This is a genomic window from Streptomyces sp. NPDC047869, assembly GCF_040704065.1.
Classification (GTDB): Bacteria; Actinomycetota; Actinomycetes; order Streptomycetales; family Streptomycetaceae; genus Streptomyces.
Genome location: NZ_JBEYRK010000023.1, coordinates 1 through 20,555, shown reverse-complemented (window position 1 = coordinate 20,555; position 20,555 = coordinate 1). Strand labels below are relative to the sequence as shown.

The 20,555-nt window shown below is 68.9% G+C and carries 19 protein-coding genes and 6 pseudogenes; 17 read left to right on the top strand and 8 right to left on the bottom strand.

The window, feature by feature from the left end:
* The first annotated feature begins 7 nt into the window (after positions 1-7).
* From AB0924_RS26280 to AB0924_RS26270, 3 genes are all read left to right on the top strand, one after another.
* Positions 8-760, top strand: coding sequence for a hypothetical protein (locus tag AB0924_RS26280; protein WP_358937773.1), 753 nt, complete (start codon positions 8-10; stop codon positions 758-760).
* 427 nt (positions 761-1,187) lie between these two features.
* Positions 1,188-2,789, top strand: coding sequence for a sialidase family protein (locus tag AB0924_RS26275; protein ID WP_366912687.1), 1,602 nt, complete (start codon positions 1,188-1,190; stop codon positions 2,787-2,789).
* Positions 2,790-3,293, top strand: a complete 504-nt coding sequence (locus AB0924_RS26270) for a hypothetical protein (RefSeq protein ID WP_366912686.1) — start codon at positions 2,790-2,792, stop codon at positions 3,291-3,293.
* A 163-nt stretch (positions 3,294-3,456) separates the two neighbouring features.
* Here the strand turns inward: AB0924_RS26270 and AB0924_RS26265 are convergent, their stop codons facing one another.
* On the bottom strand, positions 3,457-4,053 hold the full coding sequence (locus AB0924_RS26265) for a hypothetical protein (RefSeq protein ID WP_366912685.1): 597 nt from the start codon (positions 4,051-4,053) through the stop codon (positions 3,457-3,459).
* A gap of 87 nt (positions 4,054-4,140) precedes the next feature.
* Positions 4,141-4,379: pseudogene (locus AB0924_RS26260) on the bottom strand (IS5/IS1182 family transposase); the annotation flags it as partial.
* A 52-nt stretch (positions 4,380-4,431) separates the two neighbouring features.
* On the opposite strand from AB0924_RS26260, the gene AB0924_RS26255 reads away from it, so the two are divergent.
* Positions 4,432-4,653, top strand: a complete 222-nt coding sequence (locus tag AB0924_RS26255) for a YciI family protein (protein ID WP_366912734.1) — start codon at positions 4,432-4,434, stop codon at positions 4,651-4,653.
* A gap of 177 nt (positions 4,654-4,830) precedes the next feature.
* On the opposite strand, the gene AB0924_RS26250 is transcribed toward AB0924_RS26255, so the two are convergent.
* Entirely contained in the window at positions 4,831-5,433 is a 603-nt protein-coding gene (locus AB0924_RS26250; RefSeq protein ID WP_366912684.1) for a helix-turn-helix domain-containing protein, read from the bottom strand.
* A 122-nt stretch (positions 5,434-5,555) separates the two neighbouring features.
* Between AB0924_RS26250 and AB0924_RS26245 the strand changes: the two genes are divergently transcribed.
* From AB0924_RS26245 to AB0924_RS26230, 4 genes and pseudogenes are all read left to right on the top strand, one after another.
* The gene (locus tag AB0924_RS26245) at positions 5,556-5,981 is read left to right on the top strand and encodes a hypothetical protein (RefSeq protein ID WP_366912683.1); all 426 of its coding nucleotides are present in this window, start codon (positions 5,556-5,558) and stop codon (positions 5,979-5,981) included.
* Complete coding sequence (locus AB0924_RS26240; protein WP_366912682.1) at positions 5,974-6,246, top strand: hypothetical protein; 273 nt, start codon at positions 5,974-5,976, stop codon at positions 6,244-6,246. Before AB0924_RS26245 ends, AB0924_RS26240 begins: the two co-directional genes overlap by 8 nt.
* Before the next feature lie 294 nt (positions 6,247-6,540).
* Positions 6,541-7,677, top strand: a pseudogene (locus AB0924_RS26235) (hypothetical protein).
* Between the two features lie 318 nt (positions 7,678-7,995).
* Positions 7,996-8,355: a hypothetical protein gene (locus AB0924_RS26230; RefSeq protein ID WP_366912681.1), complete on the top strand. Its 360-nt coding sequence runs from the start codon at positions 7,996-7,998 to the stop codon at positions 8,353-8,355.
* A gap of 87 nt (positions 8,356-8,442) precedes the next feature.
* Here AB0924_RS26230 and AB0924_RS26225 read toward each other — a convergent pair whose 3' ends face one another.
* Complete coding sequence (locus AB0924_RS26225; RefSeq protein WP_366912680.1) at positions 8,443-8,787, bottom strand: SCO5918 family protein; 345 nt, start codon at positions 8,785-8,787, stop codon at positions 8,443-8,445.
* Between AB0924_RS26225 and AB0924_RS26220 the strand changes: the two are divergent.
* Together AB0924_RS26220 and AB0924_RS26215 are read left to right on the top strand one after the other, a co-directional pair.
* Positions 8,729-9,774, top strand: a pseudogene (locus AB0924_RS26220) (RHS repeat-associated core domain-containing protein); the annotation flags it as partial. The gene AB0924_RS26225 and the pseudogene AB0924_RS26220 overlap by 59 nt on opposite strands.
* A gap of 36 nt (positions 9,775-9,810) precedes the next feature.
* Positions 9,811-10,275: a DUF4291 family protein gene (locus AB0924_RS26215; protein WP_366912733.1), complete on the top strand. Its 465-nt coding sequence runs from the start codon at positions 9,811-9,813 to the stop codon at positions 10,273-10,275.
* Between the two features lie 380 nt (positions 10,276-10,655).
* On the opposite strand, the gene AB0924_RS26210 is transcribed toward AB0924_RS26215, so the two are convergent.
* The gene (locus AB0924_RS26210) at positions 10,656-10,997 is read right to left on the bottom strand and encodes a hypothetical protein (protein ID WP_366912679.1); all 342 of its coding nucleotides are present in this window, start codon (positions 10,995-10,997) and stop codon (positions 10,656-10,658) included.
* 259 nt (positions 10,998-11,256) lie between these two features.
* Between AB0924_RS26210 and AB0924_RS26205 the strand changes: the two genes are divergently transcribed.
* Positions 11,257-12,021: a hypothetical protein gene (locus AB0924_RS26205; RefSeq protein ID WP_366912678.1), complete on the top strand. Its 765-nt coding sequence runs from the start codon at positions 11,257-11,259 to the stop codon at positions 12,019-12,021.
* A gap of 419 nt (positions 12,022-12,440) precedes the next feature.
* On the opposite strand, the gene AB0924_RS26200 is transcribed toward AB0924_RS26205, so the two are convergent.
* A complete protein-coding gene (locus AB0924_RS26200) occupies positions 12,441-12,878 on the bottom strand; it encodes a nuclear transport factor 2 family protein (RefSeq protein ID WP_366912677.1) in 438 nt (145 codons plus the stop codon).
* 224 nt (positions 12,879-13,102) lie between these two features.
* On the opposite strand from AB0924_RS26200, the gene AB0924_RS26195 reads away from it, so the two are divergent.
* From AB0924_RS26195 to AB0924_RS26175, 5 genes and pseudogenes are all read left to right on the top strand, one after another.
* Positions 13,103-13,720 carry a dihydrofolate reductase family protein gene (locus tag AB0924_RS26195; protein WP_366912676.1) on the top strand — a complete coding sequence of 206 codons (618 nt, stop codon included), beginning with the start codon at positions 13,103-13,105 and terminating at the stop codon, positions 13,718-13,720.
* A gap of 4 nt (positions 13,721-13,724) precedes the next feature.
* Positions 13,725-14,567: an alpha/beta hydrolase gene (locus tag AB0924_RS26190; RefSeq protein ID WP_366912675.1), complete on the top strand. Its 843-nt coding sequence runs from the start codon at positions 13,725-13,727 to the stop codon at positions 14,565-14,567.
* Between the two features lie 838 nt (positions 14,568-15,405).
* Positions 15,406-15,807, top strand: a pseudogene (locus AB0924_RS26185) (MFS transporter); the annotation flags it as partial.
* Between the two features lie 242 nt (positions 15,808-16,049).
* A pseudogene (locus AB0924_RS26180) lies at positions 16,050-16,451 on the top strand (D-alanine--D-alanine ligase); the annotation flags it as partial.
* A gap of 58 nt (positions 16,452-16,509) precedes the next feature.
* Positions 16,510-16,869: pseudogene (locus AB0924_RS26175) on the top strand (transposase); the annotation flags it as partial.
* 318 nt (positions 16,870-17,187) lie between these two features.
* Here the strand turns inward: AB0924_RS26175 and AB0924_RS26170 are convergent.
* Positions 17,188-17,913 (bottom strand): dienelactone hydrolase family protein, encoded by a 726-nt coding sequence (locus AB0924_RS26170; RefSeq protein ID WP_366912674.1) that lies wholly within the window; start codon positions 17,911-17,913, stop codon positions 17,188-17,190.
* Positions 17,914-18,821: 908 nt separating this feature from the next.
* Between AB0924_RS26170 and AB0924_RS26165 the strand changes: the two genes are divergently transcribed.
* The gene (locus tag AB0924_RS26165) at positions 18,822-19,475 is read left to right on the top strand and encodes a class I SAM-dependent methyltransferase (RefSeq protein ID WP_366912673.1); all 654 of its coding nucleotides are present in this window, start codon (positions 18,822-18,824) and stop codon (positions 19,473-19,475) included.
* A gap of 154 nt (positions 19,476-19,629) precedes the next feature.
* Here AB0924_RS26165 and AB0924_RS26160 read toward each other — a convergent pair whose 3' ends face one another.
* Positions 19,630-20,193 carry a dihydrofolate reductase family protein gene (locus tag AB0924_RS26160; RefSeq protein WP_366912672.1) on the bottom strand — a complete coding sequence of 188 codons (564 nt, stop codon included), beginning with the start codon at positions 20,191-20,193 and terminating at the stop codon, positions 19,630-19,632.
* Positions 20,194-20,555: the final 362 nt, after the last annotated feature.

The window sequence follows — 20,555 nt, the reverse complement described above, 5'->3', positions numbered from 1 at the left end:
AGACACCGTGGCGATTCCCACCTCCCGCACCCGCGGGACCGGCTCACCGGCCCGGCGCACCATGACTGCGGCCGCCCGCGCGGCAGCCAAGCGCGCCGGACGGCCCGTGCGCCCCGAGCGCGGCGCCCACCAGGAAGCGCAGACTCCCGCCGGGCGCACCCTGCTCGTCGAGCCCTCGACGAACGGCTGGGAGGGCCCGTCGGAGCCCGAGTCGTTCGAGGAGGAGCCAGAGGACGGCGCGCGCCCGCGCAAGGCCGGCAGGCCGGGCGTGCTCACCGTAGTGCCGAGCGTCGTCCTCGTGGCGGCCCTGATTGCGGCCGCCGTACTCGGGTGGCAGTACTCGCAGGAGCGGCAGACGGAGCAGGCCCGCGGCGAGGCCATGGCAGCCGCGCGTAAGGCGGCGCCGGTCGTGCTGTCGTACGACTACCGGCACCTGGATCGGGACTTCTCCCGGGCCCGCGCCCTGCTGACCGGGCACTTCCGCGACCAGTACGGCAAGACCACGAAGGCGGCGGTCGCGCCAACCGCGACGAAGTATCACGGCGTGGTGAAAGCCACCGTGGCCACACCCGCCGACGGCAGCGCCCCGGCGGTGTCCGTCGTGTCGGCCACGCCGGACCGGGCCGTCGTGCTGCTCTTCGTCAACCAGGTCACCCAGAGCACTCAGGTTCCGCAGCCCCGGCTGGACCTCAACCGGGTGCGTATGACGCTCACCCGCACCTCCGGCGGCTGGAAGGTGAGCGGCGTCGACGCCCTCTGACCAGGCCTCCGTATGTGCTGTTGCGCAGTCGTGCGGGGAGTGGGGGGCGGCCCGGATGGTATGGCGTGCCCGCGGGCGCCCTTCGGCCTCCTTCGAGAAGAGTTCCGTTTCTCGCGACGGACGCCGCCTGCCTCGCCGTAGAGCAGACGAAGGCATCACCCCTACCGCCACACACCACCACCTTTCGTCCGACTCGCGAACCCACGAGGTACCTGTGGCTCTCCTCTCCACGCTCCGTCTTCACCACCGCCCGCGATCGCGGGGGCGTCTCGCCATCGGGTTGCTGGCGCTCATCGCCGGAACCCTGCCGAGTGCGGCCGCCGACGCCGCCACCCCGCCCTCCGGATCGGTCAGCGACACCGCGCCCACGACCACATGGAGCGCCGGTCCCTTCGCCGTCCCCAACGTCTCTGGCACTGCGGGGACGGTGAGCTGCGCGACTGCGCAACCCTGCGACGACTACGCCCTCAAGGTGTCGGTGCCCGCGGACTACGACGCCGGTCACAGCCTGCGCATCGGCATCAGGTGGCCGGACTCCGCCGCAGACTTCGACCTGTACGTCCTCGATGCGGACGGCCGGGAGGTGGCCGCCTCAGCCTCATCCAGCGACCCCGAGACCGTGCTGCTTCCGGCGGTCTCGGCGTCGTACACCGTGCGTGTGGTGCCGTACGCGCCGCTTGGCGACAGCTTCACCGGCACCGCAAGCCTGATCACCGCTCCGGTCGATCCACCGCCGAGTACGGCCACACCACCGACGTACGCGAACTCCTGGGCATCCGATGGCATCGCGAACGCGCACAACGCCGGTGAACCCTCGATCGGCGTCGACCGTGCGAGTGGCGCCGCGATGTTCCAGGCGTACACGTCGACGCTCAAGGTCACCTACGACAGTGCCGGTGCCGCCACATGGCAGGACAAAAGCGCGAGCGCGGCCAACGGCTGCCCCCAGGGCAGCACCACCAGCCTCGACCCGATCCTGTTCACCGACCCGGTCACCCACCGCACCTTCGAGTCTCAGCTCGCCGGCAAGACCGCGCTGACCTGCTACACCGACGACGACGGTGAAACGTGGACGCCGACAGGCGGCTCCGGCATCAACTCCGGTGTGGACCACCAGACCATCGGTGGCGGTCCCTTCGCCCCGGGCGGACCAGGCGCCCTCACGTCGTACCCGGACGCCGTCCTCTACTGCTCGCAGGACATCGCTGATGCCTCCTGCGCGGTCAGCCGGGACGGCGGTCTGACGTACGGGCCCGCCGTACCGATGTACTCGCTGCTGGACTGCGGCGGCCTGCATGGGCATGTGAAGGTCGCCCCGGACGGCACGGTGTACGTGCCCAACAAGGGCTGCGGTGACCATCAAGCCGTGGCCGTCTCCGAGGACAACGGGCTGACGTGGGCCGTCCGCACGAACCCGTCCAGCACGGCCGCTGACTCGGACCCGAGCGTGGGCATCGGAGCCGGCGGGACTGTCTACCTGGGCTACCAGCACAGCGACGGCACGCCCCGTATCGCCGTCAGCCACGACAAGGGCATGACGTGGCTGTACGACCAGAACGTCGGCGCGTCCCTCGGCATCAAGAACGTCGTCTTCCCGGCCGTGACAGCGGGTGACGACAACCGCGCCGCCTTCGTCTTCCTCGGCACCACCACGGGCGGCAACTACCAGGACCCGGCCTTCCAGGGCGTGTGGCACCTATACGTGGCCACCACCTACGACGGCGGCCAGTCCTGGGTCACCGCCGACGCCACCCCCACCGACCCCGTCCAGAAGGGCTCGATCTGCACGGGCGGCACCACCTGCGGCAAGGACCGCAACCTCCTGGACTTCATCGACGCGACCACCGACGCCCAGGGCCGCGTGCTCGCCGCCTACGCCGACGGCTGCACCGGCACCTGCGCGACCGGAGGTGCGCAGAACTACGACGCGCTGGCCTCCATCGCCCGCCAGTCCTCCGGTAACACGCTGTACGGCGCGTACGACGCCATGGTCAGCGGCAAGCACAAGAAGCCCGGAGGAGACCAGTAGATGAGACCGTCGCTCTCGGCTGCCGTACTGGCAGGAGCCGTCCTCAGCCTGGCCGCGGTCACCGGATGCTCGGCAGCGAGCAAGCACGCCGAGCGCCCGGGGGCGACGCCGTACCCGGCGAAGCGGGCAACCGATCCGCCGGCCCGGAACACGGCCGGTGCCGCGCCCGACAGCTGTCCCACGGCCGCCTCACTGCCGCTCCCCAAGGACTTCCCGGAGAACTTGCCGATGCCCGACGGCGCGGTCGTGACCTCGGTGGAGCACCGCACCGGCGGTCGACTCGTCGTCGCTACCGTCGTACGGGGCGGCTTCGACACCACCCTGGCGTTCCTGCACACGCAGCTGCCCAAGGCCGGCTACATCCCTGAGGAGGGCGAAGTGGAGGAGGACGACGCCGAGTCGGACTTCTCCACCGCGACCGTCCGGGGTCGCTGGGCCCTGCGGAAGATGCCCGACTGCGCGGGAGGGGTGTACCTGACGTACCTGACGGCTGCCGCCTCCTGAACCCAGCCCGGCCGAGCCCTGTCCCCGGCCGGTTAAACTGCAAGGGGCCGGTCACGCGGGACCGACCGAACCGCCGATGGCATCGGCAGCCAGGTGGCTAGGGGGCCCTCGGGGAACAGAAACACGCGTCTGCCGAAGCAGACTCGCCACATGAAATGAACTTTCAGGGTGCAGGTGAGGGCTGAGTGGCCTCGGGAAAGCCCAGCTGGTCGAGCAGCGTGCTGAAGAGGTCTTCTGTGAAGGTCTCGTGCGAGCGCAGCAGCTCTTCGATGCTGGCTGTCTCCGGCGTGACGGGGGTGCCGGCGGCCGCGGCCCAGGCAACGGCGCCCTCGGCGTCGGCGGGTATCTCGGCGTCGAGCTCGGCGCGTTTATGTCTGACGGCCTCGTGGAACTCCGGCGTGTCCAGCCACATAAGTTGATCTTCGAGGTCCTCGGGCTCTTCGGCCAGAAGCCTGGCGGCGTTGTCGAGGTTAAGCCATGCCTGCCAGCGCTGTCCGGTGGTGTCCAGCCCGGTCACGAGAGCAAGGGAACTGTCGGAGACGTCGGCGACGCAGGCCGGTGCCCTGCTCCACTCAACCAGGACAGGCAGGTCCGCGTCGTCCCAGATCCCGGAATCGATCTGGAGCGTCTGCCAACCGCCCGGCCGTGACTCCCACGCGTGCAAGGTTGCCTTGAGTTCTTCGCCGAGGCTGTCGAACACGGGAGCTTCCAGCAGAGGGCGGTCGCTGCGAGCAAAGACCAGGTGACCCGAGAATCCCACGGCAGTTCCTCCTTCAAGGTGTTGGACGCACCATATGGGCTGCCGCTGACAGCACGGGCATGGTCAGCATCTCGCGGCCCGCCAGGCTCATCTGCTGAGACGGCGATACCCGATGAGTGCTGCGGCGGAGGCAACGAACACGAGGAAGTGCCCGGCTTCGCGTTCATGGCGGCGGTGCAGACGTCGCCGGCCATCCCGCTGGGACACGGCTCTCTCGACCCCCAGCGGTGGCGGCCCAGCCGCGGTGAGGACTCGACTCCCTTGCGGGCGATGCGGTGGCGGATGCCGCGTCCGCGAAGGCATCGGCGCGGGTGGTCGTAGTCGTAAGCGTTCAACAAGAAGTACCGCGACAGCGGTGAACTCCTCGGCGCCTATGGTCTGGCGGATGCGGCCAACGCCCAGCTCGTGCCCCGTAAGGGCGACGCCCCGGCGGTCACGGACGGCCCGTACCTGGATACCAAGGAGTACGTCGCCAGCTTCTACCTGCTGGACCGCGACAGCCTTCAGCGGGCGCAGGCGATCGCCGCGGACATGCCGTTCGCCGACGTGGAGCCGGTCGAACTGTGGCCCGTCCTGCACGAGTCCGCGGCGGACGTGTGACCGCCGAGCGCCACGGCGTCGAGGACCTGCTGCGCGAGCTGGCGCCGCAGGGTCCTCGGGGCGCTCGTCCGCCGCTACGGCGTCTTCGACGCGTGTGAGCCCAAGTCGACCGAGGTGAGGATGGCGTCAGCGCCCTTGTCTGACCTCGATGCCAGGTCTCTGGCGTCCGGTGCGGCGCTAATCGTCGTCCGGCACGGTCGGCAAGGTGGGCCGGGGACCTTCGTCGGGCACAACTACCAGGCGTACGGCCATGTGGCGTGATTCGGGTGGGTGGTCGTCGGGCTCGGTCAGGTACTTGCGCAGCAGCGTCTGGTATTCCTCGATGAACGAGGCGACCTGCTCCTTCGTCATCCGCAGCCCGGAGCGATGTATCTGGTTCCAACCTGCGGAGGAGTCGTAACCGGCGTATGCGCTCACGACCAGGTTCAGGTCATGGGTCATCTTGAGCGCGCCGATCTTCACAGCGGCCTCGCGTTCGTCTGCCGTCAACTCCAGGCCCGGCGGAGTGAAGATGTCCGTCATGAGCGACTTCCACCAGCGTTCCCTGCCGGTGGACCGCTCCTGGATCTCGGCGATCAGTTTGAGGTCAGCGAGTTTGCGCAGGTGGTAGCTGGTGGTGCCGGTGCTTTCGCCGAGTGCCTTGGCGACGCTGGTGGAGTTCGCTTCGCCGTGCTCGCCGAGGTAGCTCAAGATGTCGCGGCGCACCGGGTTGGACAGTGCCTTGTAGAAGGCTTTGAGGTCCGGGCCGGTGAGCACTCTCTTCTCAGGGCGCTCGACCATGCCGATCAGTGTACTGCAGAGACTCTCTGCGGTTACTGCAGAGAGTGTTTGCAGAATATCTCTGCGATCGTTACTTTGATTCAACAGCGCGCCAATGGGCGCCTGGACGCTCGGGGGTTGAGATGCGAAAAAACCTGTTCGGGAGGCTGTTACTGGCCGCAGGGCTGGCGCTGGTGCCGTGGCTCGCGGTGCTGTGGACGACATTGCCGGACCCCTATCCGGCGCAGCACTGGCGGGTCGCCTGGGTCGCCTGGGTCGCCTGGGTCGGCTTGGATGCGTTGGAGACCGCCGGTCTGCTGACGTCGGCGGTGCTGGTCCGGCGTAGCGACCACAGGGCGCCGCTGGCCTCGATCGGGACGGCCGTGTTGTTACTGGTCGACGCCTGGTTCGACGTCATGACGGCCGGGCACCACGTCGCCATCTCGCTGGCGCTGGCCTGCACGCTGGAACTCCCTCTGGCGGCATTGTGCGCTGTCGTCGCACTGCGACCGCCGGTGGTGGCGGCCGTTCGGGCAACTGCGGTGCAGCGGGTGGCCCTCTATGTCTGAATCACTGGATGCTCAGACGCGGGACGAGATCGACGATCAGGTCGCCGAGGCGTTCGACGCCTACCTGGCCGACAGGCTGGCCGAACCGGGGCCATTGCGCGCGTCACTGGCATCGAGCCGCAGCACCAGGCTAGTGCTGGGCACAGTCGGATTGGGTGCACTTGCCACGGCGCTGGCACCGGACGGAAACATCGTCGTCTGCTGGATCTGGGGCGCGATCGCGGTGACAAATGTCGCCTGGCTGCTGACCGCACGCCACAGGTGACGGTCCGTGGACCAAGCCCTCGCCTACCAGGTGATCGCACTTGGTCCACTAGACAAGTACCGCACCTGGATTGAGAAGTCCTCCGCCGCCCGCGGGACGATGATGGCCAGCCGCGCCACCCCGCCCATGGAGCTCTCCGCGCTTCGCGAGATCACCGAGGGCGGCTACCGCCTCTACGCCGGCGTCTTCCTCACCGGGTGCCGCGACGCGGCCCTCGAGGAATCCTACGACCAGCTCTGGCCGTGGTGGGCAGATGGGACCGTGAACGCCATGGAGCTGTCGGGAGTCGAGGACATGGCCACGAGGAAGCCCACGCCCCAACCCCGCCCTGGACAGGCTGCTTGAGCAGGCACGATGGACTCGCACGCAGTTGGAGCAGCAAGTCAATCGGCTCGGTCCCCAGGCGGGATTACATCTGACATACGACCGGACGACCGTTGCGCACTGGATTGCCGGTACGCCACCGAAACCCGAGGTCAGGCCGCTCATTCTTGAGGCGCTGTCCGCAAGGCTGGGGGCGACCGGTCACCCATGCGGAAGCCGGGCTTCAACCGGGCCGGCCCGATGACACCGTTCAATCGGTCGACGCTGTCGAGGAGTTGATCGACCTATGTACGCGGACATGGACCCATCCCGCCGCGGCGTCCTGGCCACGACCGTCTTCTCTGCTGCCTTATCCGTGCCTGTGTTCCAACGCAGTGCTTGGGCCGCCGACGATCCGGTGACACCGGGCAAGGCCACCACCCGGATCGGGGCCTCCCAGGTCGCCTCGGTTCGGTCGATGACAGAGCGGATCGCGGACATCCTCGACGAGTTCGGAGCCGGCCACGCCCGGCCGATGGCGGCCGCGTTCCTCGTGAACACGGTCGGGCCGTGGCTGCGGGCGCAGGCCTCCGAGATCGTGCACCGGGACATGCTCGCTGCCGCCTCCGACCTGACATATCTCACGGGCTGGATGGCCATGTACGAGAAAGCCCACGGCCTGGGGCAGACGTACTACGTCAAGGCGCTGAAACTCGCCGACGAGGCCGGCGACCACGTCACCTACTGCCGGACACTGCGGGGCATGTCGTTGCAGGCCTCGAGCCTGGGCTACGGGCGAATGGCGCTCCAGTTGGCGGACTCCGCGGCTGAAGCCGCACCGTCGGCCGGCCACGCCTGGTGGCCTTCCTGCGCGGGGAACAGGCCCACGCCGCATCGATGGTGGGCGACCGCAGCCAGGAGGCCCACGCCCGGCTGCGCGGGGCCGAGGAGGCACTCGGCCGCGCGGACAACCGGCGGGACGCCATCGGCGGATACGACCGGACCGCCTACCTCTTCCACGTCTCTCGCGTGCTGAAGGAGGAGGGCGACCTGGCCCCGTACGCGCGAACCGGTGCAGTGCGGGAGCTGAGCGGCCGCATACGAGAGGTCGCAGCGGCCAAGGCCTGAAACTAGGGCGCCTCCGGGGGAGCTGTCGAGGCACCCCGGAGGCGATGCCCTCCACGATACGGCCTACCCGGCATGCGTGGCTGGACAAGCCGACGATCCGGGCCCTACTGCTCCCTGACGGCCTCAGGTTTGTGCGCGGGGACCCTGGCGTTGCGGAGCTTCGCGGGGAGGACCGCGTGCAACCGGGGCCACACCCCGCTGGCCTCGGTCCACACGGTCAGGCGAGTGCCAACAGGTCATGCCCCGAGCCGCCTCGCCCGATAGAGCCACACCGACCAACCCGCCGCCCTGACGCGACGGGGCATAGAATCCGATCCCATGCCGAAGCCTGACGAGCTGATCATTGACATCGCCGCCCTTGTGGAGTCCGGGCAGAGCAGTCAGATGTCCCTGACCGTGGTCACCGGTGGTGCTGTCATCACCGGTCGGCTGGCTCCTGAAGCCATGTGGAGGCAGAGGGTGAGGGAGGTGCTGACGGACTCCGCCCAGCTGAGCGAGTTCTCCGCTGTCTTCGACACCTCCGCGAGGCAGGCCGGGCCGCCCACGCATCTGCACTTCCACGTCGCCCGGATCCTGCAGGGGCCGGTGGGAATCCCGGAGACGGGCGGGATGTACCGCGTCGCGATCGAGGACGTCAGTGCCTGGACCGTGGGCGACTTCAGCTACTCCGACCACTGACCTACCGGGACAGGGCACACGAAGACGCCCGACCGGCCTGGGCCGGTCGGGCCTCACCGCTCTGTTCGGCTCACCCCTGCCCGTACGTCAGGACGTCAGGCCGATCGGCGGAGTGCCGAGCATCGCGGAAGCCCGCTGGTACGAGCCGGCCACGGGGGCAGGTGCGGTGGCGGGGCGGGTGCGGCAGGTGAAGCCGAGTTGGGTCATGACCCGCAGGACTTCACCGGCGCTGAAATCCCGGCGGTCCTGGCGGGTGATGACCTGGCCGACCTGCTTGGCAGGGTGATGGCGTCGTCCGATGATGACGAACTCACTGGTGACCGGCTCGGGTCTGACGCCCTTCATCGATTCCACCACGCCGCTCTTGGTCAGGTCGTACGACGCGGCGGGCCGCCGCACCCGCATGGTCGCCTCCGGTCGCACCGTCGACATGGCATACGACGCGGCGGGCCGCGAACTCACCCGGCACATCGGCGACTTCCTCACCCTGAACAGCACCTACGACGCGCGGGGCCGACTCGTCACCCAGTCCGCCATCGGCCCGAACGACCGCACCCTCCAGCGCCGCGCCTACACCTACCGCGGCGACGGCCATCTCGCCGTCCTCGACGACCAGCTGAACGGCCGGCGCCGCTTCGACCTCGACGCGGTCGGCCGCGTCACCGCCGTTCACGCCGAGGGCTGGACCGAGACCTACGCCTACGACGCCGCCGGCAACCAGACGCACGCCTCCTGGCCCGCCCCGCACCCCGGCCAGGAGGCCACCGGCGACCGCACCTACAGCGGTACTCGCATCACCCGCGCCAGACACGTCCGCTACGAGCACGACGCTCTGGGCCGGATCACCCTGCGCCAGAAGACCCGGCTGTCACGCAAGCCGGAGACCTGGCGCTACGCGTGGGACACGGAGGACCGGCTCGTCCAGGTCACCACCCCGGACGGCACCCGCTGGCGCTACACCTATGACCCGCTGGGCCGCCGCACCGCGAAGCTCCGCCTCGGCCCCGACGGCGACACGGTCGTCGAACGCGTCGACTTCACCTGGGACGGCACGACGCTGTGCGAGCAGACGACGCGGGCCGACGGCCTGCCGTACCCGGTCACCCTCACCTGGGACCACCAGGGCCTGAAGCCCATTGCCCAGACCGAGCGCACCACCGCGGCCGACACCCCGCAGACGGAGATCGACTCCCGCTTCTTCGCGATCGTCACCGACCTCGTCGGATCCCCCCGCGAACTCGTCGACGAACACGGCGACATCGCCTGGCGCACCCGCACCACCCTCTGGGGCGCCACCACCTGGAACACCGACGCCACCACCTACACCCCGCTCCGCTTCCCCGGCCAGTACAGCGACCCCGAGACCGGCCTGCACACAACTACTTCCGCCACTACGACCCCGAAACCGCCCGCTACCTCGCACGGACGTTCGTGGCTCCGTTCAAGCGCGAACGCATGACGTGGATCAAACCGTCATTCCTGTGGATGATGTACCGCTCCGGCTGGGCCCGGAAGCCCAACCAGGAACGCGTCCTGCGCATCGACATCGACCGGGTGGGGTTCGAGTGGGCGCTGGCGCACGCGGCCCTGAGTCACTTCCGCTCCGGTGTGCACGCGGACCGGGACCAGTGGCGCGCGGAGGTCGCCGACTGCCCGGTGCGGGTGCAGTGGGATCCGGACCGGTCGATCCAGCTGGAAGCGCAGCCGTGGCGTGCCATTAAGGTCGGCCTGTCCGGCGAGGCCGTGGACCGTTACGTGGACCAGTGGATCGTGGACATGACGGACGTCACCGGATTGGCTCGCTCGACTCACTCCGCCGTACTCGACGGAAGAACTGCGGACGCCCTGCGCCAGTTGCCGGCCGAGCGCCCATACCCGCTTCCGGAGCACCTCCGCCGCCGACTGGGAGCGGACGGCTGACCGGTTCATCAAGTCGAACGGCATGACGGTGATCGGGAAAGTTGTGCAGCGCGCCTGGTGAAGAATTCCGGGCAGCCCTTCTGGGGAGCCATTTGGTTGCCGACTCGCTCCCGGAGCCCCTTCGACACCCCGTAAGACCACCCGGAAACCTTGTCCCTGACCAGGGAAAAGGCCATCTGCGCTGGCAGGCTCGCCATCCGAACCTCATTCGGGACGAAGAAGTCGCCGCGCAATGTCTCGTCGCGGCGGTTCCGCCGTCGCAGCCTGCTCTGTCTGACGTCAATCGAGCAGCGTGGCTGAGGCCGGTGGGGCAGCGATACACACGCGCGCCTGATCGGTTGACGCACCCGCCATCGTGGCTGACTGTCGTCGGCCGGGGCTCAGACCTGGGTCCGCCGCACACCAGTGCACGCGATCAGCCTGGTGCCGTCATCGGTGAGGAACAGCATGAACGTCCACGAGCCATCGGCAGTCCTGATCTGCCCCAGGCGAACCGGCTGCTGATGCCGAGTGAGCAGCTGCACGGCGCGTTCCAGGTTCGTGGTCTCGATGCCCCGGCGACGCGTGTGCAGCAGTCTGCGTCCATAGACGCGAGCGGGCGATGCGGCGGACACAGCCCCATCCCAGACCACGTAGGAGCCGCCGCAGCGGAGCGCGACCAGAGCGGCTACGGACGCCTCATCGCTGCCGACCAGCAGTCGTTCGAGTCGTTCCCGCTCCATACCCGTCACCCCCGCCCGGATCCTGCTGTACAGCAGCCGGATACAGCAACCACAGCAACCGTCCCCATCCCATGGCGTCCCCTAGAGGCCAGAACGCAACCTGTATGACCGTCTCCGACCCATCTCTCTAAAGCTACGGATCAGAAGGGCACACGGCTGGCGGCATCACGGTCGCCAGCCGCTGTCACGCCGGATGGGTCGTAGTAACGGTCGCCCAGGGGCCGAGCCTGCCCCTTATGAGCACTGTCATACTCCCCGCGTGACCCGCGACCAGGAGCTTGCCGAGCCGATCGATCCCGCGGAAGTACTGGCCGCGACGCACTGGGGTGCCTTGCAGCATGCTTATGGGCCGGCCGACGACGTCCCCGAGATGCTGATCGGGCTCACGGGCCTGGATGAGGGCGTACGGTCTCGGGCGCTGGACGACTTGCATCACGTGGTTCACCACCAGAACACCCTGTATACCGCTACGGCCCCGGCCGCCCTGTACGTGGCGGGGATTCTCAGCGATGAGCGCTCACTCCGGTCCGTCCAGAAGGACTCTCGCAGCTTTCCCGGGCCGATGCGTGCCGAGCTGCTGGGATGGCTTGACTCCGTGGCGGATGAGGCAGACGACGAAGCCGCAGCGATCAGTCGCCGTTTCGGCTTCCCTCCGGAGGACTACCCGCCGTTCGTCGAGATCTGCCGCATTCGACCGCGGCTCTTCCGTGCCACGTCTGCGTTTCTCGACGACCCTGACGTCCACGTGCGCGAGGCAGCCGTCTCCACCTGCATCCCGTTGCTGGACGACCCGCGCCTGCTCCACCACCGAGTCGCCTTGGCGCCTCTCTTGCGGGATGTGCTGGCCGCAAGTGCGCTCTGGCAGTATCGCGAGCGGTCGATCGAGGCCCTGACGACCTGGGGTGAGGACACCGCCGGGCTGGAGGTCCGACCCGAGCGGTACTCGTTCTGCTACTCGGAGCTCAAGCCCTCACCGTGGACCGACGAGCCGTGGAACGGTCACGACACCGATCCCCCTTTCTGATGGGCCTTCCCAGCCACGCCGCCGACAGAAGACCGTCTCAGTTTCCGTCTCATTCAGCGACGGACACCACCGTTCAGGCCCGTCCGGCCCGCGGCTTGTGATGAGCACCCGGACGGTCATGAACGCAGGTGAATGCCCCGGCACGGCCCCTGGTGGGCCGCCAACAGACTTGGAAAGCGTGTTGGGGCATAGGCCCAGCGGGCCTACTTGTGTCTACTCAAAGAACAACGCTCGTGTTGCCGTCTAGCTGTCGCAACTGCCCCCCCATCGAGCATCTGAGCAAGATAGCGTGACGGCGGTGCCTGGTCGGTCCTGCCCTCGCGCGGGCCGGGCCACCGTGCAGGGCGTGTGACCGCCAGCGTGGCCCGAGAGTGGCCGTAACAGTTGACTTCGCGGATGCCTCAGCAAGCCCTATTCGCTCATTTCGTATCGAATGCCTGGGCGACGGCGAGGCTGTCTTCGTAGACGTGATGCCGGGTGACAAGGCCGTCTTCGACGGTGAGGCGCAGAGCAAACCGAGCGCGATAAGCGCGTCCGGTAGAGCGAGCAGTCTGACGGATCTCGCCGATCACGACCGCGTCGCGGCCGTCGACGAGGATGCGCTCGATCTCGGTCGATGCCTGCTCGGGCACATGGTGCTCGGCGAGCTCGCGGTAGTGGGCGGCGGCATCGGCACGGGTGGACCGGTGACGGATCCAGGGAGTGGAGGCCCGGCCGTGCTCGGCCTCCGGCCAGTCCAGCTTCCAGTCGCCTTGCTCGGCATACATCTCGGCGATGCTTTCGGGATCGCCCCCGCCGATCCGGCGCAACAGCTCGTCCACGACAGCACGAGTGGTCGCAGATGCGGCTACGGGCATGACTCATCACTCCGATCCGACTTCCGCGTCCGCCTGACGCGGCGAGATCGACATTCTCGCCAGCGCCGACAGAACGGCGCCATTACCTCCCAGGTAACGGGTGCGTGCGTCCGCCGTGCGTCCCACGTGCCGCCTCGCGCGTCGTGCTATCGAGTTCGCACCCGCCACCCACCCGCTTCATGCGTAAGCGATAAGTTCGGGCGACGGATCGGGTCTGCCCTGGCATGACTCGACTCATCGCTGACATCTCCGTCTCTCTCGACGGCTTCGTCACCGGGCCAGACCCCAGCCCGGACAACGGTCTCGGCACCGGTGGCGAGGCCCTGCACACGTGGGCGTTTTCCGACGATCCCGACGACCGCCGGATCCTGCGCGAGGGGACCGCCCGCTCGGGCGCCGTTGTCCTCGGCCGCCACCTCTTCGAGGTCGTCGGCGGCCCGAAAGGCTGGGACGACACGTCCGGCTACGGCGCAGGCGAGGTCGGCAAGCTCGCCTTCGCCGTCGTGACCAGCTCGCCGTCAGAGTCGGTGCGGACGACCAACCTCGACTGGACGTTCGTCACCACCGGTCTCCCCGACGCCGTCACCGCCGCGCGCGAGCGAGCCGTCGCAGCGTCGTCGGACAGCGGCAAGGATCTCGACGTCGTCCTCATGGGCGGCGGCGCCACCGTCTGCTCGGCGTTCGAAGCAGGGCCGGTCGACGCGCTGACGCTGCACCTCGCGCCCATCGTGCTGGGCGCCGGGACACCACTGTTCACCGGTCAAGCACCGCGCACGCTGGTGCAGCGGAGGGTGATTTCGACCTCGACCGCGACCCACCTGACCTACGACGTCTTCCGGTGATCCGATGACCACTGTCAATGCCAATGAGATCGCTTTGGGTATCGAGTCGTTCGGTGACGACGACGCGCCACTCGTCCTGCTCGCGGGCGGGACGACGATGCTCTCCTGGCCCGACGGACTATGCGAGCGCCTCGCCGCCGGCGGGCGCCGTGTGGTGCGCTACGACCTGCGCGACAGCGGGGAGTCGACGACGACGGATCCGGAGGCGCCCGCCTACACCCTGCGCGGCCTCGCCGCCGACGCGGCGGCCCTCGCTGACATGCTCGGCGGGAGGCCCGCACACCTCGCGGGGATAGGTGTCGGCGGAATGGTCGCGCAAGTGGCCGTGCTCGACCACCCCGGCGCGTTCTCGGCGCTCACCCTGATCGGCACCCGTGCGGTTGCCCCCGGCCCGTCCGACGACGACCTCCCCGACCATGACCAGGCGACGATGAGCCGGCTGTTCGCCCGTCCGATGCCCGATTGGACCGACCGCGAGGCGGTCGCGGCGTTCGCTGCCGCCGGCGCGGAGATCCTCGGCAACGACCCCGTCGCCGCGCGCGCGATCGCCAAGCGCATCTGGGACCGCACGCCCGGCACCGCACCCCCGGTCCAGATGGCCAACCAGATGGGCATGGTGTTCTCCAGGCTTGACTGCAAACCCCGCTGGCGCGAGCGCCTGCCCGAAATCGAGATCCCCACGCTCGTCGTCCACGGCCGCCGCGACCCGTTCTTTCCCGTCGGCAACGGCGAGGCGATCGCGCGCGAGATTTCCGGGGCACGGCTGCTCGTCCTCAAGGAGGCCGCCACTGCGATTCCCGATGCGGCGGTCGGCGAGGTCTCCGAGGCAATGCTCGCGCTCGGATAGAGCACGGCGGGTGCCGCGCGGGTCGGGCCGACACGCAGCAGTGACGTCGGCAGCTCGGGCGGAACCGACCGGCGCGCCGCCCAGGAGCAGGCACGTACGTGGCTGGAGCGCTTCGGGGTGCTGGCCCGCGCCCTGGTCACTGGCCCGAAGGTCGGCTGCTGCTTCTGCTGATTCCTGGGCTCGGCTTCCTCGGGCAGCGCGCGCCTGGGTGCCGTGCACCGCGACCGCCGTATGGCCAGGTTGCCGCTCTAGGGCGGGTGCGTCGGATCGCCGCGCTGGAGTCCGGGCCCGCGTGCCTCGTGGGCTCGTTCCTGGGCATCGCGGCGGGGGGCAGGATTCGCGCTGTACGCCGACCGGTTCCCGGCGCGGCTGTGGTGCGTGCTGGTTGCCGTCATGCTCGCGGTCCTGGCCGTGGGCGTGGCGGTGAGCCTGACCGCGCTGCGCCGGGTGGTCGCCTCGCCGCTCGGCGAGGTTCGCGCGACACCGCGGCGAACGGGCGGGGACCAGGCGGTCACGCTGGGCGTGACCTTGGTCGTCGTGGCCATGACCGGCGGCACCCTGACGCTCGCATACGGATCCGCGGGGCTGGCGCCGTTGGCCCTGTTCGGCGCATTGCTCCTGGTCGGGGCGGGGGCCGTGTGGTTGAGCGGCGGCATGGCCCGGCTGGCCGGGCGCTGGGGGGCCGCGCGCGCCCAGAGTCCGGCCGTACTTATCGCCGGGGAGCGGCTGTCCGCCGATCCCTGGGCGGCGGCGCGCACCCATGCCGCCGTCCTGATGGCGACGGTGGTGGGAACCGGCTTCATGGGCGTATGCGAGGGATTGCTCCCCGGGCGGCCTGGTGATTCTTGCCAATTTGATCAACGCGTTCGGCACTGGCCTCTACCAGACGGTGAGCGCGATGTACCTGACCCGGTCCGTGGGCCTGACGGCCGCCGAGGTCGGACTCGGGATCAGCGTCGGGGCGGCGGCCGCCGTCGTCGCGGGTCCTCCGCTCGGCCGTGCGGCCGACCGCAAGGGTCCACGCGACCTGCTAGTCGTCACCTTCCTGGTGCAGTGCACGGGTTCGGTCTGCCTCACGCTCGTGCATGGGTTCGCCGTCTTCCTGGCTGTCTCGGTGCTGACGGGCGCCTCGCTGGCCGGCACCAGAGGTGCCCAGGGAGCCCTCGTCGCCCGACTCGTCCCGGCCGACCGGCGCCCACGCACCCGGGCCGTCATGCGGGGAACCGCCAACGTCGGCCTCGCCGTGGGAGCGATGAATCGCCGGCCTGGGACTGGTCGCCGACAGCGGGCCCGGGTACGTCGCCCTGATTCTGGGAGACGCGGCGACCTTCACGCTGGCTGCGCTGACGACCCTGCGCCTCCCGCGGACGGCGGCCGCCGACGGACCTGGGGCCGGTCCGCGGCTCGCCGCCCTGCGCGATCGTCCCCTTTTGATGTTCACTGTGCTCGACGGACTGATGTGGCTGGGGCGAGGACGGGCGCGTGCAGGAACTCCTGGGCCGGGCGGGCGTCCGGTTCACCGGCGCCGGCAGCACGGTATGTGCGGCAGCGTGGCACAAGGACCGGGCACAGGCGACCCTGGGCGCGGCAGGGCTGCCGGTCGCCGAGCGCGCCGTGTGGCGGCCCGCAGCCGGCGAGGTGCTGCAGGACGTACGGCAGATGGTGGCCGCGGGGCCGGTGGTGGCCAAGCCGGTCGCCGACGGCTACAGCGTGTCGGTGCACCGGATCGACTCCCCGCCCCAGCTGGAGTTGGTCGGCGACGAGTTGAGCCAAGACCGGGTAGACCTCCTGGTGGAGCCGTTCCTTCCGGGCCGGGAGTTCACCGTCGCCGTGGTGGGTGACCACGTACTCCCGGTGGTGGAGATCGAACTGACGACCCCACTGTTCGACTACACGGCCAAGTACCAGCCCGGAGGGGTGAGCGAAGTGTGCCCCGCGCCTCGAGCCGGTCATGAACAAGATCCGTGTTCCCCGGCTCGGTGCGGGCCGGCCAAGGCGACGGCCGGACAGCGTTGGTGCCGACAAGGCGTACAGCAACGGACTGATCCGCTGTTACCTGCGACGGCGCGGGATCCGGCACCCTGAAAAGAGCGACACCAAGTCCGCCCGCCAACGCCGAGGTTCAGACGGCGGCCGACCGCCCGGGTTCGACAAGACCCGGTACAAGGCCAGGAACACCGTCGAGCGGGCGATCAACAAGATGAAGCAGTTCCGAGGCGTTGCTACTCGCTACGACAAGCGCGGATACGTCTACCTCGGCACCGTTACCGTCGCTGCACTCCTGATCTGGCTCCGCTCGTGATCGAGGAGACAGGCTCTAGTCGGAGACCAGGCACACGCGCTCGGTCCAGCCTCGTTCGGTGATGTGTTCCTCGCAGGCGCGGAGGCGCCCGTCAAGCGTGGCGGGGTTCTGTGTGACGCATCGGTCGTAGACGTACGCCAGCGGTGGTGCGGCACTCACGGGGACAACACCCACCGATAAGCCGAGTGTGCGGAAGGTGACAAGAGAACACCGCGTCGGTAAGGCAGCGGAAGGATCTGCGGGCGAACTCAGGACCTGTCACATGCCGCACGAAAACCGGTATTGGTTTGCGGCCCGGAATCGCGGTTGCCGACCAGATCACTCCGTTATGGGCAGGCACTCGGCCAGCAGGTCGACGACGTCACGCCAAGCTCGCTGCGCGTGCTGCGGGTGGTAGCCGACGCCGGGGCGCACGGTGTGGTCGACCGTTGGGTGATGAAAGGCGTGCAAGGCGCCGCCGTAGACCACGAGGCGCCAGTCGACACCTGCAGCCTGCATCTCGGCGGTGAATGCGTTCCGTTGAGCGGGCGGCATGATCGGGTCTTCCGACCCGACCCCGGCCCACACTGGGCAGCGAATGCGCGCCGTCTCGCCTGGTCGGCCCGTGGTCAGTGCGTTGACTGTCGCGATCGCGCGCAGGTTGACGCCGTCGCGCCCGAGTTCCAGCGCGATTGCGCCTCCGATGCCGTAGCCGATGGCGGCGATCAGGTCGGGGTCGGTCCGCGGCTCGGCGCGGAGCACGTCGAGCGCCGCGTGGCCGATGTCTCTCATCCGGTCGGGGTCGGCGAGCAGTGGCAGGCAACGGGCCAGCATCTCCTCAGGGTCGCCCAAATAGCGTCCGCCGTGGAGGTCGAAGGCCAGCGCCACGTATCCCAACTCGGCGAGCGCATCGGCCCGGCGGCGCTCGACGTCGCTGAGCCCCACCCCCTCGGGCCCGACTAGGACCGCGGGCCGGTGGTCGACACCGGCCGGGAGCGCGAGGTGCCCGATCATCGTCAGGCCGTCGGCCGCGTATTCGATCGTGCGCGTTGCAACCGTCGTCATGAGCCTGGACTGTAGTGATCGTCGGGCCTGGTCGGGCCGGTGTTCTGCCGCTGGCAGAGGGCAGGTCTCTGGCGTATTCCGGAACCACCCGGTCAGCGGTTCAGTTGCGCCATCAAGTCCCGGTTCGTGGCGCGTGCGGCGGCGAGGTCCTGGTCGCGCTCGGCGAGTTCGGAGCGGAGGTCGAGGATCCGCTGCTCCAGCTCGCCGATCCGGCGGGTGAGTGTTTCGATGTCGGCGGGTGCACCGAGCCCCGAGGCTTCCCAGACGGCCTGGTCGAGTGCTTTGGACAGGCGTCGTTCGAGTCGGGTGATGCGTGCGGAGAGACGGCCGGGATGTGAGGTTCCCGACGTCGGCCAGCACCGACTGGCGGCTGGCCTGGCTCGGCATCCTGCTGCACGCCGGCGCCGACGCCGGTCTCCTGCGCCTGGACATCGACACCTGAGATGTCGGCTTCAGCCTGGCCGGCGTCGCCCTCATCACCAGCGCTCCCGACCAACGCGAACGGGCCGGCCGCCTCCTCGACCTGCTCCTCGACGCCTCCGTTACGGAGCAGGCAGGCCGGCGCCCAGCTCGTGACCCCACCTACCGCCGCGATCCCGCCCGCATGGACCGTGATCGGCACGTGGGCTTCACCAGCAGTTCTCAAAGGCTCGCACCGGAACAACGACAAGACAGACGGCTCACAGTGCAGGCTTCGGGCTCGCTTGTGCCGCAAGAGGGCAAGAGTGTCGGCGTATGAAGCGCGGAGCAGCCGCGGTGGCCATGGGAGGGTTCTTCCTCTTCGGTACCGTATGCCTCATCCTCGGCGCGCTGGCCGGAGCCCGCTTCGAACGGGGCCAGCTCGTCGAACGTCCTACCACCGTGGCAGCAGGATCGACTTCAGCCAAGCGCCCAGGGAGACATCCGCCGTGTCCGACCTCGACAGCCAGGTTCCCTACTGGGATGCCGCCGCGGCCACGAAGACGTTCACCCACCCGCTCCATCTGCCCTGGCTCGACGGAATCAGCAGGCACGGCGCGATCCTCGACTACGGATGCGGATACGGCCGCATCATGAAGGAGCTCGAACAGCGCGGCTTCGGCAACCTCACCGGCGTCGACACCTCACCAGGAATGATCAGCCAGGCACGCCACCTGCACCCCACCATGCGCTTTGCCGCCCTGGACGCCCCACCGGCCTCGCCCCGTCCAGACGCACACTTCGACGCCGTTCTGCTCTTCGCCGTGCTGACCTGCATCCCCGGTGATGAAGCCCAGCATCAGCTGATCGCCGAGCTGAACCGCATCCTCAAGCCCGGCGGAATCCTCTACGTCAGCGATCTTCTGCTGCAAGACGACGAACGCAACCGTAACCGTTACGGCCGCCATGCCGATCACTACGGCAGCTACGGCGTGTTCCAAACCGGCGACGGTGCGGTCTGCCGCCACCACCCCCGCGAGTGGTTCTCCACCCTGCTCGCTGGGTTCCAGACCATCGACACCCGGACCATTACGGTGCCCACCATGAACGGTCACGAGTCGACCGGGATCCAGATCCTCGCCCGCAAGCCCACATCGCCATGAACGCGGCTTAGATCCATAGGTCTTGACTATTACTCGGTTGCGGATCCCTTACATACACGACCCGTGATCCGGCAGGGGTATCACGATCGCCTCGGAACACAGCGCCGCAAGATCCTTGGGCGCCCGAAGCCCGCGCCGATCCGACGCCGAGCGCTCAGCGCTTGGTCTCGTACCTGGTCAGGACCACGCCGTCGGGAAACGCCCGGGTCTCCACCAGGGTCAGGTTCACCCAGTTGTCCAGGGCTGCGAAGAACGGCGTGCCGCCGCCCACCAGGACCGGATGGGTGACGATCACGTACTCGTCGATCAGCCCGGCCCGCATGGCCGCCGCGGCGAGTGTGGCACCCCCGATGTCCATGGGGCCGCCGTCGTCGGCCTTGAGCCTGGTGATCTCGGTGACCGCGTCGCCGGTGACCAGACGGGTGTTCCAGTCGACCGTGCTGGTCGTAGAGGACAACACCACCTTAGGCATGTCCCGCCAGCGGCCGGCGTACTCGATCGCCGCCGGTGTGGCACCCGGCTGCTTGTCGGCGGTCGGCCAGTGGGAGCTCATCGTCTCCCACAGCTTGCGCCCGTACAGCGCCAGGCCCGTCGCGTCCACCCGGTCGGACCACCACTGGAACAGCTCGTCGCTCGGCACACTCCAGCCGAGGTCGTCGCCGGGCGCGGCGATGTAGCCGTCCAGGCTCATGTTCATGGCAAAGGTCAGTTTCCGCATGGCGTCAGCCTCCCGTGAGTCAGTATTCGGCGTACAGACCAGCACGGCGCGGAAGAAGCATTGGTCAGGCCACACTGCCGCAGTCACTGGCAGTCCGGCACCGCCCAGCTGCTGCCTCGGCTCATCGCCCGCCGTACCCGCGGCCCGCTGTTCCTCACCGACCGCAAGGCCCAGGCCGGGACGCCGACATTGGATGTGCCCGGAGACCAGACGGGTTCGGCAGCCGGGTGTTCCCCTCGAAGATCTCCTCGGTCCGGCGGTAGGAGAATCTCTTTCTTCGTCCGTCCGGCGGCGACTTGCCGTGCGACGTAGGCGCGAGTGCGGGCGTCGCCGGACATACGGACCAGGGCGATGCGGTAGAG